The organism is Verrucomicrobiia bacterium, from assembly GCA_035629175.1.
Taxonomy (GTDB): domain Bacteria; phylum Verrucomicrobiota; class Verrucomicrobiia; order Limisphaerales; family DASXHY01; genus DASXHY01.
The window spans coordinates 86063-104225 of record DASPIL010000001.1 but is presented as its reverse complement, the minus strand read 5'-3'; the positions used below and the strand labels follow the sequence as shown (position 1 = coordinate 104225).

At 59.4% G+C, this 18163-nt stretch carries 11 protein-coding genes; all 11 read right to left on the bottom strand.

Features of this window, described 5'->3' with window-relative positions; translation table 11 throughout:
- Complete coding sequence (locus tag VEH04_00425; protein HYG21215.1) at positions 1-1332, bottom strand: amidohydrolase family protein; 1332 nt, start codon at positions 1330-1332, stop codon at positions 1-3.
- On the bottom strand, positions 1325-4309 hold the full coding sequence (locus tag VEH04_00420) for an amidohydrolase family protein (protein HYG21214.1): 2985 nt from the start codon (positions 4307-4309) through the stop codon (positions 1325-1327). Before VEH04_00420 ends, VEH04_00425 begins: the two co-directional genes overlap by 8 nt.
- A 112-nt stretch (positions 4310-4421) precedes the next feature.
- A complete protein-coding gene (gene rpoD / locus VEH04_00415; protein HYG21213.1) occupies positions 4422-6218 on the bottom strand; it encodes an RNA polymerase sigma factor RpoD in 1797 nt (598 codons plus the stop codon).
- Between the two features lie 84 nt (positions 6219-6302).
- Positions 6303-7073, bottom strand: a complete 771-nt coding sequence (locus VEH04_00410) for an alpha/beta fold hydrolase (GenBank protein HYG21212.1) — start codon at positions 7071-7073, stop codon at positions 6303-6305.
- An 11-nt stretch (positions 7074-7084) separates the two neighbouring features.
- Positions 7085-8293, bottom strand: coding sequence for a glycosyltransferase family 1 protein (locus VEH04_00405; protein ID HYG21211.1), 1209 nt, complete (start codon positions 8291-8293; stop codon positions 7085-7087).
- 5 nt (positions 8294-8298) lie between these two features.
- Entirely contained in the window at positions 8299-9822 is a 1524-nt protein-coding gene (locus VEH04_00400; GenBank protein ID HYG21210.1) for a WecB/TagA/CpsF family glycosyltransferase, read from the bottom strand.
- A gap of 96 nt (positions 9823-9918) precedes the next feature.
- A complete protein-coding gene (locus tag VEH04_00395; GenBank protein HYG21209.1) occupies positions 9919-10827 on the bottom strand; it encodes a sugar phosphate isomerase/epimerase family protein in 909 nt (302 codons plus the stop codon).
- 13 nt (positions 10828-10840) lie between these two features.
- Positions 10841-13192, bottom strand: coding sequence for a glycoside hydrolase family 95 protein (locus tag VEH04_00390; protein ID HYG21208.1), 2352 nt, complete (start codon positions 13190-13192; stop codon positions 10841-10843).
- Positions 13193-13227: 35 nt separating this feature from the next.
- A complete protein-coding gene (locus VEH04_00385) occupies positions 13228-15528 on the bottom strand; it encodes a hypothetical protein (protein HYG21207.1) in 2301 nt (766 codons plus the stop codon).
- 9 nt (positions 15529-15537) lie between these two features.
- Positions 15538-17232 (bottom strand): polysaccharide lyase, encoded by a 1695-nt coding sequence (locus tag VEH04_00380; protein ID HYG21206.1) that lies wholly within the window; start codon positions 17230-17232, stop codon positions 15538-15540.
- Positions 17233-17328: 96 nt separating this feature from the next.
- On the bottom strand, positions 17329-17961 hold the full coding sequence (locus tag VEH04_00375; GenBank protein ID HYG21205.1) for a DUF3826 domain-containing protein: 633 nt from the start codon (positions 17959-17961) through the stop codon (positions 17329-17331).
- Positions 17962-18163 lie beyond the last annotated feature (202 nt).

The following is an 18163-nucleotide window of genomic DNA, read 5'->3' as shown; positions in this document are numbered from 1 at the left end:
TCAGGGAGATGGGCGGTTCCTGTATCGCTCGTAAAGCCGCGTATGCCGCGATTCGAGACTCACCTCGCGTCCGCCAATCCACATTCGCGTCACCCGCGAGCGCACATCAAAAATGCTGCCATCGCTCACAAAGAGGGTCGCCAATTTGCCTGCCTCAATGGATCCGAGCCTGTCCGCGACGCCAATGATTTCAGCAGGATGCAGCGTCAGCGCCTTCAGCGCTTCCCCCTGAGGCAAACCGAACGCGATCGCGTGCGCCGCCGCATACGGCAGATTGCGAAGCGAAGTGTTTGCAAATCCACCCGATCCGAACGCAAAGGCAACCTTCACGCCAGCTTGCCGCAACAGTTCGGGCGCGCTGAACTGCAGGTCATAAGCATCGGTGTCACGCGCCGGTTGGATAAATATACTTTCGTAAATCACCGGGACGCCGTTGGTCGCGAGCAAATCCGCGATGCGAACAGCGTCACGCCCCCCAGCTATCGCAATGCGGATCTGATTGGTGGCAGCCCAGCCAATGGCGCTGCGAATCTGTCGCACTTCATCAGCATGCACAAAAACCGGCAACTCGCCGCGCACGTAGGGAATCATCGCCTCCCACGCGGGCACCTTGGACACCGCCCCGCCATTGTCTTTCGCTGCCGCAGCTTTTGCGTAGGCCTTCGCCTCTTCAAAAAAATCCTCCATCGATTTGAGCCGCGAACGCCGCTCCTTCGCCTGGTCTTCAAGCGACTTCCACTTGCCGGTTTCGCGCGTTCGCTCCATCGGGCTGGTGTTTAACTCCATGCCTGGCCACGTCAGATGCAAGGCGGCGGGCGCCTTGAAAGTCATCTCCTCCGTCGTCCAGCCGCTGGCGGCCATCAACGCGGATTGGCCCGCCACGACGTTGCCTTTCGGAATGGGCTGGAAATACGCGATGCCATTTGCGCGGGCTACCGGAATCAATTCAGAATCCGGATTCACCGCAACCCACGAAACCACATCGGGTGTGTAATCGCCCACCTCACTGGAGTCCCGCGTCGCGCGAACGGCTTCGATTTCCGTAAGTCCCACGCCTGTGTCGAGCGCGATGATTCCTGGGTAAACGTGCTGTCCCTTTAGGTCGATGACTGTGACGCCGGCCGGGGCGGCAAAATCGGCCCGCAGTTCCGGCAGTTCGCGGATGCGATCACCTTCAATGGAAATCGCGTGGTTTGTCAGCACTCCCGATGTGACCGTGTGAATCACCGCATTGGTTAGAAGCAATGATTGCGCGCTGGCGAAAGGGGAAAGCGACACGCACAACGCGCCAACGCAGATGGCAAACCTCTTCAACCAGCGCGTTCTATTCACCGTCACACCTCCAGGAATGCTCGTGGCGCTGCTCCAGCGATACCTCAAAGAATGACTTTCCTCCCGCGGGGGCTTCGCCTCCGGCGCCTCCTGCATCGGATGCGCGGCGCGCCTTTGCGACGAGCGCGTCTCGTTCGCGACGCAACTGCTCAATCCGATCGGCGTCCGCTTCGCGATCGAAATAGCGGCGGCCCTCAATCCATGTCTGCAAACAAACCGTCGTGGAATCGAGCGGGGAGCGCGACCAGATCGCAAAATCCGCATCCTTGCCAGGTTCGAGCGAGCCAGTGAACGAATCGATGCGTAATTGCCGCGCGGGGTTGATCGTGATGAACTTCAAGGCCTCGTGCTCCGGCGTTCCTCCATATTTCACAGCCTTGGCGGCCTCGACATAAAGCCTCCGGGCCAGTTCGGAAAAATCCGAGTTGAACGACACCAGCAGGCCGCGCTCGCGAGCCACCGACCCGTTGTAAGGAATAGCGTCAAAGAGTTCGAATTTGAAACCCCACCAGTCGGAGAATAGTGACACGCCGATGTTTGCCGCAGCGAGTTCATCCGCAATCTTATATGCCTCAAGCGCATGCTGGAATGTGGCAATCTGAACTCCGAATCCCTGCATCAGGCGCGTGAGCATCAACATCTCATCCTGCCGATACGCGTGGCAGTGAATCCAGCGTTCACCGCGGAGAATGTCGGCGATCGCCTCCAGTTCAAGATCCCGCCGCGGCTCCGCCACACCCCCACCATTCGCGGCGCGAAACTTGTCCCAGTCGGCCTGGTACTGCTGCGCAGCGACGAACCGGTTTTGGATGAAGGTGCGAACGCCCATGCGGGTCTGCGGAAAACGCGTGGTGAACCGGTCTCCCCAGTTGGCCTGCTTTACGTTTTCCCCAAGCGCAAACTTGATTCCCGCGGGCGCATTCGTGAACAGCAGTCCGGCGGGCGGCTGGCCGTCGCGCAGCTTGATCACGCAACTCTGTCCGCCAATCGGGTTCGCCGATCCATGCAACAGGTTGATCGTTGTCACTCCGCCTGCAAGTTGCCGATATAAATTCTCAGACTCGGAGTTCACCACGTCGGCTATCCGCACCATCGCGGAGGAAGGAACTCCCATTTCATTGCCATTGCCGAGAATCGCGGCGTGACTGTGACAGTCAACAATTCCAGGCGTGACATGCAACCCGGCGCCGTCGATTACGAACGTGCCTTGGGCGACTTCGGTTTTGAAATGCCCGGCCTGCTGAATCTTCCCGCCGGAAACGAGAAGGGATCCATTGGTCAAAATTCCCTGCGGACCCGCAGTCCAAACTGTAGCGCCGCGGATCAGAAGTGATCCCGGATTCGTCGTGGCACCGCGCCGCTCAAGCGGCGAACGCGCGACACGTTCCTTTAACAGCTCACGCGGCGTGAGCTTCCGTTCCGGTTGAGCGGCTGCCGTCGCGCCCGCCGCGGAATTCGTCGCTGCAGCCGCAGTATCGGATGTTCCCGCCGGCCTGGGATGCGCCTCCGGCTCTTCCCGCGACGGCGTTGCATCCGGCTCCCGCGTTTGAACCGGCCTCGCCTTCTCGGTTTCGCCTGCGATCGGTTCACTGACGTCGCTGGGATAGATGCGCCCATCGATCCAGACCGCGCGCACTCGATTTTCGGGATTGAAGTAATTCGTTCCGTGGACCACCACGAGGTTGGCGATCTTGCCCGGCTCGATCGTTCCCAACATTTTATCCACTCCACAGATTCTCGCTGGAATCGTCGTCAACGCCGCCAGCGCATCCATCTCGCTCAATCCGCGATCAAGGGCCAGTTGCAGGTTTCGGCGAAAATGCTTTCGATCGTCAAGTCCATGCGTCGTCAATGCGACGCGCGCCCCGCTCTTCGCAAGAATTGCAGGGTTTTCGGCGGCCCAGTCCCATGCGCGCAACTGGTCGAGCGAGATCTGCTCCCAATCGTCTTGCGCCGGCAATTTCGGAGCGGCCGGAAAATTCACGGGAACAATATAGGCCGGGCCGTTTGTTTGAAGGAGGTCGGGCCTCCGCCATTCCTCTCCCGAGGCGACGAGATGATATGGAATTCCGAATTCGTGCGCGACCTGCGCCGCGCGTTCGTTCATCAGCGCGCTGCCCGCCTCGAACACCGCGGGAGCGCGGCGCTCCAAAGTTGCAGCAAGCGCTTCGAGGGAATCATCAAATGAAACGGAAAACGTTCTTGAACCGTTTGCGGCTGTGGTTCGAGCCTGGTGCTGCGCGTTGAAGAATGTCTGGCGCACGCTTGCGATCACGCCCATGAGCGACGCTGGGTAGACATTGGGTTCATTGTTCGATGTATCAAATGCAATGTGTTGAAACAGATCCGACTTCAGCACAACACGGCTCACGCTGTCCTCCCGCAATGAAACCAGGGAACTTCGACCGCGCAGGATTCCCTTCCCCGGCGCGAGCACTGCCGCGGTAAAACCCAATTCTCGAAGCGGCCTGAGAGAATCGCTGCTGGCGGTGTAACCATCGACTGAGCGCCGCTCTGGAACGAATCGCTCGTTGCCCTGGGTGGGCTCGTTCGGCCGTTCGTTCTGAACACCCGGCGCGCCATAGAAACGAGTGCCGCCCGCAGCCAGCGAGCTTTCATTCACGGGGAACGCCTCGGACGTCGACACCGGCGCGCCGCCCGCGTTGAGAATCAGGTAAGGTTCGATGAATCCTGCATAGATCGTCGTTCCTTGCATCGGCCACACCCGCGCATCCGCAGGCACCGCCAGGTTTGTGTTCACGGAATCGAAACGTCCGTCACGAATGACAATGGTAGCGGATTCCAGCACGGTCCCCGGCCGGACAACTACGGTCGCGCCGACCAGCGCGTGAACGCCGTGAGGCAAGGGGCGAAAGCCTGGAGGCAGCAACTCCGCGGCAGCGACACTGACTTGGCTGGCGCCAGAGAAGGCCATCCAGGCGAGCATCGCAAACCCGGTTTGGGCAATCGGAATCATCGCTGGCAAGTCTGTGTGCGCCGCAGCACGAGGGCAAGACGGATGCAGGAAGGTTGGTTTCGGATCGCAAAGGAGGAGTGCCTCTGCCGTCGAGTGTGCCCGCGCGGCAAAGTCATTCCAGATCTTCGACTTCGAGGAATCCGTGAAGCTGCCGAATGCGCGTCGGGTGCCGCATCTTTCGCAGGGCCTTGGCTTCGATTTGGCGGATGCGTTCGCGTGTCACGCGGAACTGTTTGCCGACCTCCTCAAGCGTGCGCGAGTAGCCGTCGCCCAACCCAAAACGCAGTTCCAGCACCTTGCGCTCACGCTCCGTCAGGCTGCAGAGCACGTCGGTCAACTTGTCCTTGAGCAGGCTGAAGCTTGTTACGTCGGAAGGATTCTCCGTCGATTTGTCCTCGATGAAATCTCCGAAGTTGGTGTCTTCGCTATCGCCCACGGGAGACTGCAGCGAGATGGGCTGCTGAGCCATCTTCAGCACGGCGCGAACGCGATCCACTGGCAGCTGCATTTCATCAGCCAGTTCCTCCGCGGTGGGTTCCCGTCCAAAATCCTGTATCAATCGCTTCTGCACGCGCATCAGTCGATTGATCGTTTCGATCATGTGAACCGGGATGCGGATCGTGCGCGCCTGGTCGGCAATCGAACGGGTGATGGCCTGGCGGATCCACCACGTCGCATACGTGGAGAATTTATAGCCGCGGCGGTATTCGAATTTCTCCACCGCCTTCATCAGGCCCATGTTGCCCTCCTGGATGAGATCGAGGAACGAGAGGCCGCGGTTGGTATATTTTTTCGCGATGGAAATCACGAGGCGCAGGTTGGCCTCCACCATCTCGGTTTTCGCCTGGAGCGCCTTCAACGCAAAAACCTTCAGCAGCTCGTACGCGCGCAAATAATCCTGGAAGGGCATCCGCACGAATTCCTCCAACGCCTTCACCTTGCGTTGCTCGGATTCAATGATCGCGCTGCTGGAAGGGGAAGGCCGGGTCTCGAGATCTCGGATCGTGCGAATGCTGAGCTGAATCTTGTCGTGAATGTTCTCGGCAACGAGCGCCATTTCCTCAATGACCTTCTGTTTGTAGCAGAACTTGTCGAAAGTCTTTTGCAGCTTCTGGTCGGCCCTGCGGAACTCGGCGTGCGCTGCATCGCGTTTGCCTTCCGGAGCCACCTGCCATTCGGCGAACTGCTCATCCACCTCCTGGTCGAGTTCGCGCACATGCTTCATGAGCTTGCGCAGGAATTTCACGTGCGACTCGCGCGTCTCCACTTTCTTGTCAATGACAACGCGGTCAAATCGTTCCTTCGGCGGCTCGGAGACAAGCTTCTCGGCAAGCGCAATGTGTTCCTTCCCGGAAAATCCAAAACCGTAGAGCACCTTCTTCGCTTCGTTTTCCGCGTCCTCGATCCGTTTCGAAATCTCCACCTCCTGCTCGCGCGTCAGCAGCGGCACCTGCCCCATCTGCTTGAGATACATCCGGACGGGATCGTCAAGGATGTCGAGCCGTGATTTATCCTCCTCCTCCTCGGGCTCGGGCTGCTTGACGCGGTCCACTTCAGCCTGGTCCACGATTTCAACATCGAGATTGCGCAGCTTGACCTGGATCTCATCGAGCTCCTCGGGAGAGACGAGCGTGTCCGGCAATGTGTCATTGATGTCGCCGTAAGTGAGATAACCCTGTTCCTGGGCGAGGCGGACGAGCTCCTTGATTTTTTCGGTGATCTCGGCGGCTTTGTTCTGTGCGACCGCTGTCGCCGGCTGGCCGTTCGTGGAACCGAGGTGTTGAACGACTGCGTCGGCAGCCTGGTCCGCTGTGAGATCCCGGTGATTCGCGGTGATGTCGGAGTTGCCCGCCTTCAATTTCTTCGTGCTTGCGCTCTGCACCGGCTTGCGGGCCTTGGGCTTCGACATACGGATCTTTGTTTCTAAAGGCTTCTACCCACGGAATCGGATGGCAATATGTGAACGCACCAAATGACAGTCAAGCCGGTACGGTTAAAAGTTTCCGCACAAGAATTTCCGAGTCTGATCGAGAAATTTTTCCGGCTGCTCTGCATGCACCCAATGGCTCGCCGATTCAATCGTCGCGATCTCCGCATGTGGAAAAAATTTCCGGATCAATGGCAAATCCTCGTGGCGCACGTAATCGGATTCGCCGCCGCGGATGAACAGCGCGGGACGATCGCACACGCGCCCGCCAGCGACCGCTTCCGTAAGTTCGCCGTAGCGTTGAAACAAGACCGGGAGATTGAAGCGCCACCGAAAACGTCCAGGCTCATCCTGCGCAAGCCCCTTCAACAGGAAGCGGCGGACGGCAAGGTCGGGAATATCTCCGGCCAGCGCCTGCTCGACTTCGGCGCGCGTCCTGAATGCTTCCAGTCGCAGCGCGAGAAGCGCCTGGAAAATTTCGTCATGACGCCGCGGATAACCGCGCGGGGCCATGTCCACCACCACCAGCCGATCGACATTTGCACACTCGCTCAAGGCAAACTCCATCGCCGCCTTGCCGCCCAATGAATGTCCGAGAATATGCGCCCGCTGAATATGATGTTCCTTCAGAAACTCCGAAACATCCCGCGCGAGGACCGGGAAGTTCATGTCAGGACTGTGCGGCGAGCTGCCGTGGTTGCGCTGGTCCAGCGTGAAGACCTTGAAGTTTTCGGACAGTTGCTGCGCGATGTGCGCCCAGTTCTCCAGCGACCCAAACAGGCCGTGCAGGATGATGAGTGGCGGACCTTCGCCCTGTTCTCGAAAGTTTAATGTCATCGCCGTGGCGATCACTTGCCGCTCGCGGCGGGCATCGGTGTTTTTGCCAGCGCTGTTGCGGCAGGAACGCGTTGGGCACCATAACCAGACATAACGCGTTCGTAAACCTCGAGCGTCCGGGAAGCTGTTGTATTCCAGTTGAACTGCTGCGCCTGTTCGAGGCCCGCGCGGCGCAACTGCTCGCGAACTCGCTCGTCCACCGCTACCGCAATCATCTGTTCGGCTATCGACTCCTCACGTTCGGGATCCACGAGGGCTGCTGCTTCACCCACAACCTCGCCGAGGGAACCGCGCGTGGAGCAGATCACAGGGCAGCCGCACGCCATGGCCTCAGTGGGCGGCATGCCAAAACCTTCATACAGCGAGGGATACACAAACGCGCCGGCTGCGCGATAAAGATCCGGCAACTCGCCATCCGGAACAAAACCGAGAAACCGAATATCCCCTGCGCAGGACGATGCGCGCGCGCGTTCGTGGATGGCTTCGGCACCGTGCCAGTCACTGCCTCCAAACACGAGTTGCCAGTCCAATCCAGTGGCCTCGCGAAAGCGCTCGAACGCGGCAATGACGCGCACGTGATTTTTTCCAGGATGCTCAAGCCGCGCCACATATAGAAAGAACGGCTTGCTCAACTGATGTGTGTGCGATGCCCATTCACGGGCCTTTTCACGCGAACCCGGATTGAAGCGGTCGTGCTCAAGGCCGTTATGAATCACCGTCGTGCGTTCCGGGCGAACCCTGAAGAACCTGCGCACGTCGTTCGCCGTATTCCCGCTGATTGCGATCACATGGTCCTGACGCGCAGCCAGAACCCGCGCCACCCACCTGCCATAAAGCATCCGCTTCCAATCATACTTTCCCGCGACATGAAAGGGCGCGAGATCGTGAATCGTCGCAACGAGGCGGCAGGGTCGCGGAAAAAGCATGCGGCGATAACTCGGCACATGCAGGACGTCGAGCTCCCATTCGCGAACCAGCCGCGGCAGATGAAACTGATGCCAGAAAATGTTCCTCACAGGAGGCCGGTACTGCTCCTCCACTGGAACCAGCCGCATGGCGGGGCGAACGAAATCGAACAGCGGCAGGTCGCGCTCGAGGACAAACAAGGTGAACGAATGCCCCGATTCGGTCCGAGCAAAACCGCGCAGCAGGGCGAACAGGTATTGCGCGATTCCAGTACGGCCCTGCTGAATGACAGAAGTGGAAATCCCGATGCGCATCGGAATCACTCGGCGAAGGCCCGTTCGGGTTCGCCGTTATGAACAGCATGAGTTTTGGCTGCTCGTGCGGCAACAGTGGGGTCGATCCGGCAGCAGCGAAGCACGCTCAATACAGCTGGAGACATCCCGGTAAATACCACCTGCCGCCCCGCCCGCACTGCCGTAGAGCACAAACGACGCATCGCGGCGGCTCCCGTGCTGTCGATGAAGCGCACCTGCGACAGATCCACTTTCACCTTTTCGGACGCCGCAAGGAGGCATCGTTCGCTCAGCGTCAGCACCTCGTCCGCGTTCGTGACCGTGATCTCCCCGCGCCACACAATCGGATTTTGCCCAACGACGGGAGCTGCCTTCTCCTGCTGCAGTGAGTCCTTGATTCGTTGCGCCTCGTCCAGGGTTTCGGCAATCCGGAAGAACTCGGTCAGCCGCATGAATTCAAGTTCGTTTCGCACGGAACGACTGGGGGCGAGCAGCACAAGTGTGCGCGAATCTTTGCGCAAGGCCCTTTGCAAATGCATCAACGCCGCGATCCCCGTGCTGTCAATGAACTTCACCTGGCGCAAATCAAGCAGGCAGTGCCGCGTCCCGTCGATCGCCTGCTTGAGCACGGACCCGTTCAGCCGAACCGCCTCGACATCGAAATGCGCCGGCAAGCCGACATGCTGCCAGTTATGCGTGCGCATTGTTCCGGCGCAGCCGCGTTCCCTGTCGCGCAACCACACGGCGCTCGATCGAAACCATTGGCAGAGAAACTGGGTGCCGAACACACCCATGTCGACGGCATAACGCTTGAACAGCCGCCGCGGCTCCTGCATCAGCCGATAAACCCACTCGAGCCCCGATCGTTGCATCCATCGCGGAGCGCGCTTCATCTGGCCTCCCAGAAAATCGATCGTCGCACCCACCCCAATCGAGACAGGCACGTTAAGCGACTGGTAGTTCATCGAGATCCACTTCTCCTGTTTCGGACAGCCGAACGAGACAAGCAAAATGTCGGGTTTCGCATCGCGAATCCGGCGGTTGATGTCATCGTGATCCATTTCAAGCAACGGCTTGAACGGCGGCGAATAGTGTCCAGCGATCTGGAGGTTTGGATGCTGGCGCCGGAGGTTCGCAACAGCGCGCTCTGCGGCCTCGGGTGCGGCTCCGAGAAGAAACAGGCGGTAGCCTTTTTCCGCCGCAACCCGGATCAATTCGGGAACCATGTCCGCGCCGGCCACTCGTTCCGGCAATGGATTGGCCAGCAGACGAGAGGCCCAAACCAGCGGCGTGCCGTCACAGAGAACGAGGTCAGCCTCGAAAAGGATTCGCCTCAACTCAAGGTCGGCCCGCGCCTGCACCACAAAGTCCATGTTGGCGGTTGCAATGTAATGCGGCCGGCGCGATGCAATCATATCCTCGATCCGCTGCAGGGTCTGCGGGAGCGTGACGGGATCGAACACCACACCCAGCAAAGCGACAGGGGCGCTGGTCGCGTCGCTCGGCAAAGCGGCGGGCAATGTTAGAGTTGCAGAAAGTTCACCGTTCATCGCGACCGATTCTGCATGGTCGCTTCAGCCACTTGCAGGGGGTGAATTGCGTGGGGTATCCGTCTGCCGCCGGATGGGGAACAATACTCCCTGCGCCTAATTGTTCCCCGATTGAAACACGGTCTTCAGGTAGGCTGAGTTGGCGCCGAAGTTGCCTTTGACATTGCGGGAGTCACTCGCCTTGCGCGATCGCTCAATCACAAGCCAGCCACGCCATCCCATGTCATCGAGAGCCGCCTTGATCTTCTTCATGTCAACGGCTGGGTCATCCTGCAACCAGACGCCGTCCTGGTTGGTGCAATGAATCTGGCAGATGCGGTCGCGCCCCAGAACGCGCAGCTCTTCGGAGACGTCGCGGCGATTCTGTATGGCATTGGCAAAGTTGTAATAGATCTTGATCGCGGGTGAACCAACATCGTCGAGCAACTTGACCTGCTCGGATGCCGGAAGCTCGGTTTCGATTCCGATGATCACCCCCGCTGCCTGCGCCTTTTCGCCCGCCATTTTCAGGCGTTCGACGACTGCCGCGCGCAGGTTCGGATGCCGCGCAGGATCACTCATCACACCGAGCGGCAGGAATGCGACCTTCACGTTCATCTCCTTCATCGTCGCAATCGTGTCGTCGATCATCCGCGGCACAGTCGGCCGTTCAGCAAACGATTGCGCGTAGAAGCCCGACATTGCAATGGAACAAATTTCCAGGTTCAACTCCCGTGCTTTTTCAAGGAACTGCTGGCGCACTTCCGGCTTGGCCAGCTGGTTGTCAAAGGTGTCGAGCTTGCCAAGGCTGCCCATGTCGAGCTCCAGGCCGTCCGCGCCAATCTCCCTCGTCAGCGCAAACGCCCCGAGCTTCTGCCGCTTGAGAATCATCCAATCACAAACCGCGATCCTGTATTGGTCTTTCGATTGCGCCTCAGGCGGAATTGCGGAAGGCAGCGCCGCAGCAATGGAGGGCAGCAGGAGCGTGGCGCCGAGTGCAAGGAACAGGTGGTGTCGGATTCTCATAAACTTCGCGTCGTTACTGTTTCAATGCGCCATCAAGCCGGTACTCGCGATTCTTGCGGGTGTTGAGTTCAACCGTTTTAACGCCGTACCGCAGCTTGCATTTTTGCCCTGCCGCCGAGCGGATGACGCATTCCTCGAGCGCGCCGTTTGCCCATCGCAGATCGATTTCAAATCCACCGCGCGCGCGCAATCCCCGCACGGATCCGGTCTCCCATGCCTTGGGCAGCGCCGGGAGCAGGTCGATCACGCGCAATTCGCCGCCATCTTCACGCTCCTCCGTGATGTGGCTTTGCAACAGCATCTCAGCAACCCCTGCAGGTGCGCCAAAGTTCCCGTCGATTTGATACGGACCGCATAGGTCGAAGAGGTTGGGAAGGGTCCGTTTCTGCAACAAGCCGTTGAACTGGCGCAGCGCGAACTCGCCATCCCCGGCCCGCGCCCAAAGCGGCATGCGCCACGCAAAGCTCCAGCCCGTGCTTCCCTCACCTCGCCATTTCAACAGCAGTTTTGCAGCGTCGTAGATCCTGGCGTCGGCAGGCGTGATCCCCCATCCCGGATACAGCGCGAAGAGCGGCGACATATGGCGATGGTTGTTGTTGGGCGCATCCACGTCCTCGAGCCATTCCTGCAATTGCCCATGCTTCCCGACCCTGTTCGGCGGCAACTTCCGGCTGAGTTCCGCGAGTTGCTGGCTGAATTCAGAATCGACGCCCAGCACCTTCGCAGCGCGCTGTGTGTAATCAAACAACGCACGAATCAATTGGTTGTCCATCGTCGGCCCTTTCCCCAGCAACGGCCGGTCGGGCGGAGGCTGCTCGGGTGAATGCGAAGGAATCGTGACCAGGTAGCCCGTTTCTGGATCCTTCACCAGGAAATCCACGAAAAACAACGACGCCTGTTTCATCGCGGGATACGCCCGTCGGCGAAGGAAATCCTCGTCGCCACTGAACAGGTAGCGTTCCCAGAGATGATGACAAAGCCAGGCGCCACCCGTGGGCCAGATGCCGTCGATGTTATTGATCGGCGCGGTGCCCCGCCAAAGGTCCGTGTTGTGATGCACCACCCAGCCGCGCGCGCCGTATTGCTTCTTCGCCGTGCGCGCCCCGCTGATGACCAGGTCATCAATCATGTCGAACAACGGTTCATGGCAGGAACTGAGATTGCAGAGTTCAGCGGGCCAGTAATTCATCTGGCAATTGATATTGAGCGTCCACTTGCTTTCCCACGGGGGATTCAACTCCTCGTTCCACACGCCCTGCAAATTTGCCGGCTGCGTTCCGGGACGGCTGCTGGCGATCAGCAGGTAACGGCCATATTGGAAATGCAGCGATGCGAGCGCCGGATCCTTTTCCACTCCAGTGGCCTTGATCGCTTGCAGCCGTTGATCGGTCGGCCAGTCCGCGGCAGCCGTGCGGCCGAGATCGAGGCTCATGGTGCGAAAGAGCCGTTGGTGATCCGCGATGTGACGGGCGCGCAGTTCTGCAAAATCCCGGCGCAACACCTTTTCAAGATCGTGCGCAGCGCGAGGAGCGGGATCCGCGCTGATATCCAGGAAATGTTTGAAGCTGGTTGCCGCGGTCAAATAAACAACGGCTGAATCCGCATTCTCCACAACGATGCGGCGATTCGATACGCGCGTCTTTCCGCCAGTGCAGACGACCTTGACCCGCGCATCGAAACGCACGCCGCCTGTGTGAACCTGGCCGGTCAGCGCGAGGCCGTCCGAACCCATCACATGGTTCTGCGAGTTCGTATGCGGACTGTCCACGCCCAGCGAAAAATTCAACCGCCCGCGATGATCGGCGGCAAGGCGGATAACGATCGCGCGGTCCGGATAACTCGCGAAGGCCTCGCGCAAATAGCCCACTTCATCAACGCGATAGAACGTCCGCGCGACGGCAGAATCAAGGTCGAGCTCGCGCCGGTAATCGGCCGCTCGCTCATGCCCCGGAAATTCGAAACGGAGGTCGCCGAACGGCTGGTAGGGCCGTTGCCGAACGGGATTGCTGAGAAATCTTTCGCGCGCAATCTGCTGCGCCTCAATTGCCTTTCCGTCAAAGATCAGTTGCCGGATGATCGCCAGTTGATCCCCTGCCCCTTCGCGCACGTAATCGTGAGGTTCACCGCGCCAGAGCGTGTCTTCATTGAATTGGATCCGCTCGTTGGTGATGCCGCCAAAGATCATCGCGCCCATCCGGCCGTTGCCGATCGGCAGGGCTTCGGTCCAATTCGCCGCGGGCTGCTCATACCAAAGGGTGAGCGTGTTCGACTGCGCCGCCGCAGCCACCGCGAGGCCAAGCCACAGAGTCGAGAGCGCAAGGGTTATCGGTTTGGACAACGTCTGGAAATGAAGAATAGTTCGCATGCTAAAACGGCTTCGCGCGGGGGAATGTCTGCGGTTCAGAGAGGGATGGGATCAATCACTACGCGGTAGAGTCGCACTCCGGAATCAGCGCCACCCGGATGCGACAAAGTCAGCGTCCCTCCGTTTCCTGCCACGGCGTCGCCAGCATTTTCCCACGAGATAAAATCGCCGGAGTGCTGCAGCAGGAAGGTGTGCCCTTCAAAACCGGGAACAGAAAGTTTGAAGTCACTGCCTTCCAATCCTGCTTCATGAATGATGATCGCGCTGCGATCCAGGATTGAGCCGCTGTTGACAAGGTCCGGCGGCAGCGATCCCTGCCAGGAAATCACATCCAGCACACCCGCGTTCGTGAAGGTCCCGCCTGGAACGAATTGTGCGGACCCCTTGAGGCGGAGGGTGCCGGAGTTGACGATTCCGTTCGATACAATCAAACCACCCGAGGATTGCACCTGCACGACACTCTCGGAATCCACCATGAGTTGTTCTGCAACCCGCAGCCATCCGTTGCTCAGGGACAGCGTGCTGCCCACCAGCTGAAGCGTTCCAGCATGCTGGCCAGGCGCGTCCACTCTCGCGGTCTGATTGCTGATGATGACCGAATCGAACCGGCTCGGCTGCCAGTGCGAGGAAGAAATCACCGTTCCCTTTCCAGCCACCGTCACGGGCACGCCGCTGACAGACCAGTTGAAAATTTCCGCGTAACGCTGGCTGACGGTGTTGTTGAAGATGATGACGCCGGGCGCCGGAAACGCAGCGCGTTCGTGCAGATACTCCTCCAGATCGGTGTAGCCATCCGCATCAAAATCGCTGTTGTGGTTCGTCACGGCGGGATCGAGCCCATGTTGAATTTCCCAATAATTGGGGATTCCATCCGCGTCTTCATCCCACCCCTGCGGATGGTTGAACGGCGCAATCCCCGAAATCGGATCAGCCCGCAACGCGAGCAGGCTGCGCCACTCGGTTCCCTCATCGAGGCTGGGGTCGAATGGATCGTCCGCCCACGCGATAATCCGGCCAGTGCCAGTGTAGGTTTCGTGGATCAGCCGCTCGTCAATCGTATCGATGGCATTCGTATTTCCGGCAGTCACGATGTAATCGCGCTCCCACCATCGCGATCCCACCTGCCTCAGCACGTGGTGAAAGGCATTTGTAGCGATCAGTGTCACGCCCTGGCTGATGTCATATGCAGAGGCCTGGAGTGAACTGGAAGTGTAATCAGAATCCGCGATAGCCGCGTCCCTGGCATCTCCATCACGATTCGTGTCCTTCACGTTTCCGCTGCGATAAACGCGCGTTGCGGTCGCGGAGGCTCCGGAAAAAATCCCGGTCCCGCCGTTGGCTGTCTGCAGCTGAAAGTTTGTGCCGCCAATCGGACGCTGGCCTCCGGGACCCGCAAGATAGAAGTTGTGCAGGAAGTTATTAAAGCTGGGCTGTCCCGACGCGCCGCTGCCGGCCGTGCCGAACCAATTGTAAAAAACATTGTTCCGGAATTCGTTGAACGCGCCCGTGCCCACCTCGCTTCCGACCCGTGGCAAGCGTCCCGCCTGGTGAGCGTAAAGATTGTTCAGCACGCTGATCTTCGCACCCGAGCCCGCCTGCAACAGGTGAGCCAGGGCGTGGCCCGTGTAGCGCACGCCTGACGCTTCGGCATCGGCCTGCGGATAATTCTGCCCCTGCGACACGTTGGAATTCTGAATCGTCAGATCCGCCGCCAGCTCGTTGCAGGAGATGGCTTCGTCCGTGATGTAAACCACCGTCAGGTGATCCATCATGATGTTCTGACCGCTGATATCGATCGCGTCATAAACATAGGAATCTGGAAAGTCGCCAGGGGTTGGGGGCTCGGGCGGCTCGTGAAAATTCTGCATGCCGTAACCCGGCGCAAACATCACGTTGCGGATGATGGTGTTCGTCCCGCCAGCTTTCGTGACACCGCCCATGATGATGACGGGGCCGGGCGCCGATTCACCCGCGACAGTCACATTGCGCGGAAGATTGTAGCGCGACTGGCCTGAGTTCCAGCCGTTGTCATGTCCGTTCTCCGCGCCATAGCGCCCCAGCCAAAACACGCCCGCGACATCGAACACAATCGTCCGGCGGGTGTTCGGCGGGAAATTGCCATCAGTCAATCCGTAGCGCAGTGTTCCCTCGCTGGCATCGTTGAAATTGCGGTCCAGTTTCGTCACGTGATAGACAACGCCGCCGCGGCCTCCCGTGGCAAACCGCGCGGCGCCATCCGCGCCTGGAAACGCGGGGAGCGGTTGTCCACCGCTCTGCATTGCAGCTAGAGAGACAACGAGCCCGAGCAGTCCCCCAGCGAAAACATGAGCCTTCATTCTGAATTCTCAACTCGCCTGTCGCGGATCCACGTTGTTCCTGAGATCCGTCCAGTCGACCTTTTGCCCGCGGGGATCCAATCCATTGATGAAATCCTCAATGTTCGTGTACCCGTCCCCATTCAGATCCTTCGCAGCGTCGGCAGCATCGCGGGGATTCAAACCGTTCTTTGTTTCCCAATCGTCTGGCATTCCGTCGAAATCGGAATCCTGGTAAGGCGTGCCCGCATAAGTCGGGTACCCGCCGACTTCGTCCGGATGCGTGATCAGTCCGCCATCCACCATCGAAACAATCGCATCGATGGTTTGCCTGGAATAACCCGCGCTCCCCAGCCGATCTTGAATGTCGGCACCTGGTTTCGCGGTGACATTACCGGTCCGCACCGTCCGCACAATGCGCTCATCGACAGCATCGCGGCGCGGCAGTGTGGCGCCTGAGTTCGCGAGCACGTCTTCATACGCCTGCGCGGCGGGCTTCAAATCCAGTGGAGCGTGGGCGTACGGCGAATTGGTCCGAATCGATTTCAAAGCGGCATCCAGGGAGCCCACGGTCTCGGGCTGCACGCCGCCATCCCAGTTGTCAGCGGTGACGCGCGCGTTGCCCTCCACCACGTTTCCCGCGACGAACGCCTTGCCGAAGTTGTCCACAACCTCCTTGCTGCGCTGCGATTCCGGCTTGAGAACGCGGTATGCAATGGGCTGATCTTTTGGCGTCACGGGCCCGGGTTTGAAATAGTTGCTCGTGATGGTGTAATAACTTCTGTGATCTCCGCCATCAACGGTCCGATGCCTCCAGTTGAAGATCACATTGTTGGCGAAGGTGAAGTCTCCCGTCATGCCCACGCTGGGATTTCGTCCCGAATTGCAGGCCCACAAATTGCGATAGAACGTGCTGTTCAACCCACCGATCGTGCTGCCGAACGCGTGATTATAGGTGTTCAATGCCTCGCTGAAGATTGAATTCTGGATGGTGATATTCACGGTTGGAAGCTTCAGCGCCTGTCCGCCGCCGGGCGGTTGATACATGTGCCGATACATGGACATGTTTTCATCGAGCCCCCAGCTCGCGGAGACATGATCGATCATGATGTTGCCGACAGGATTTCCGCCGAGCGAGTCATTGCGATCCCCCACCCAGGTTTCGCCGCGCCGAAAACGAAGGTGCCGTATGACAACATCGTGGGTTTCGAGCTCGACTGTGTCACCCGCGATGCACACGCCGTCGCCAGGGGCCGTGTTGCCCGCGATCGTGATGTAGGGCGCGCGAACACGAATGCGTTCCTTCAGCCGGATGATGCCGGCGACATTGAACACAACCACGCGAGGTCCACCCGCTTCGAGTGCTTCCCGAAAGCTTCCGGGTCCGCGATCGTTCAGGTTGTTCACCACGAACACCTTCCCGCCGCGACCGCCAAACGCATACATGCCGCCACCCCACGCGCCGGGGAACGCTGGAATCTTTGCCTGCGGGAGATCCCCGGGCCTGGCGGCGCCCGGCAAATACGGCCTGCCCTTGCGCTCCCATTCCTTGATCGCTGCTGTTGCGTTCTGAAACGCTTCGTCCGAACGGCGGTCGGACTCGGCCTTCCGCCTGGCTGCTTCCGCCTGCACGGACCCGCTCAGGGAGGGATATTGTGCATGGACGGAAACAATGCCCGCCGCGAGACTGGCAACAACGCCGCGGAAAAGATTTTTGGTATTCATCATGTTGTTTTCTTTTCGGACCTGCCATGCGCGCAAGGCTGGAGCGCGTCAGGCATCAAAGGTGACTGGGATTAGGACGGCACCACGCAAGGATGGTTACCTTCGAAGGTTCTGCTCGGCTTTCTTCAAGTCGTAACCGGCGCGGGACAGATAATTGTTGATGCGGCCTTTGTACTTTCCAAACACGGCGTGCTTCTCACCAGCGGAGCCCTGGTCCATCGCCAGCTCCCGGGCTTCGACCAGCCACTGCCGAATCTGCGCCTTCTGTTCATCATTCAGATCGGGGAACATTTTCATGTAAGCGTTCCACGTCACGTTCAGCACTCCGAATGTCATTCCGTCCTTCACCTGGTCGATCTGTGCCTGGTTCAAATCGCCGGCCAGCTGGCCCAGATAATGGGTGTGCAACTGGTCCAGCTTTGCTTTTGCGTCTGCCTGAATCGCTGCGACGGCTGCACCGGCGTCCTCTGTTGCCGCGCGTGCATTCTTGATCGATTCGTCGCGCCGATCGTGAATCGCGCGAAGATTCCGATAGTGTGTGACGATGATTCCCTGCACGCGGGCTGCGGTCGTCTCATTGGTCAGCCCGAGGGGCGTCGTGATGCGCATTGCGCGCTCTTCGATTGCACGGGTGTAAGCTGCTTCCGATTCAGCCTTTGAATCCGTTTGAGACCAGGACGGCAACGCGCACAGCAGGAGGGCGATCAGCATTCCGGCGCGGTATTTCATGACTATTGTTTCGCCGCATCCACTGCACGCCGTCAAGAATCCAGGGCGGATCCGCCTGCCAAATATCTTGAGAAATTTGCCAGCGCTCCTTCACGGAGGCGCATCCGCGCGCGCCTTGCCGGAGGATTTCCGCACGCCATGGTCTGGATGCTGCTGAAACGGCTGGTGCGTTGCCATGCTGCTGCCATTCATCGAATTTGCT

Bases quoted from the DNA above. Each gene is read 5' to 3' on its own strand.
- rpoD (HYG21213.1), bottom strand. From the start codon at position 6,218: ATGTCGAAGCCCAAGGCCCGCAAGCCGGTGCAGAGCGCAAGCACGAAG.
- VEH04_00405 (HYG21211.1), bottom strand. From the start codon at position 8,293: ATGCGCATCGGGATTTCCACTTCTGTCATTCAGCAGGGCCGTACTGGA.
- VEH04_00400 (HYG21210.1), bottom strand. From the start codon at position 9,822: ATGAACGGTGAACTTTCTGCAACTCTAACATTGCCCGCCGCTTTGCCG.
- VEH04_00420 (HYG21214.1), bottom strand. From the start codon at position 4,309: ATGATTCCGATTGCCCAAACCGGGTTTGCGATGCTCGCCTGGATGGCC.
- VEH04_00385 (HYG21207.1), bottom strand. From the start codon at position 15,528: ATGAAGGCTCATGTTTTCGCTGGGGGACTGCTCGGGCTCGTTGTCTCT.
- VEH04_00395 (HYG21209.1), bottom strand. From the start codon at position 10,827: ATGAGAATCCGACACCACCTGTTCCTTGCACTCGGCGCCACGCTCCTG.
- VEH04_00390 (HYG21208.1), bottom strand. From the start codon at position 13,192: ATGCGAACTATTCTTCATTTCCAGACGTTGTCCAAACCGATAACCCTT.
- VEH04_00375 (HYG21205.1), bottom strand. From the start codon at position 17,961: ATGAAATACCGCGCCGGAATGCTGATCGCCCTCCTGCTGTGCGCGTTG.
- VEH04_00380 (HYG21206.1), bottom strand. From the start codon at position 17,232: ATGAATACCAAAAATCTTTTCCGCGGCGTTGTTGCCAGTCTCGCGGCG.
- VEH04_00410 (HYG21212.1), bottom strand. From the start codon at position 7,073: ATGACATTAAACTTTCGAGAACAGGGCGAAGGTCCGCCACTCATCATC.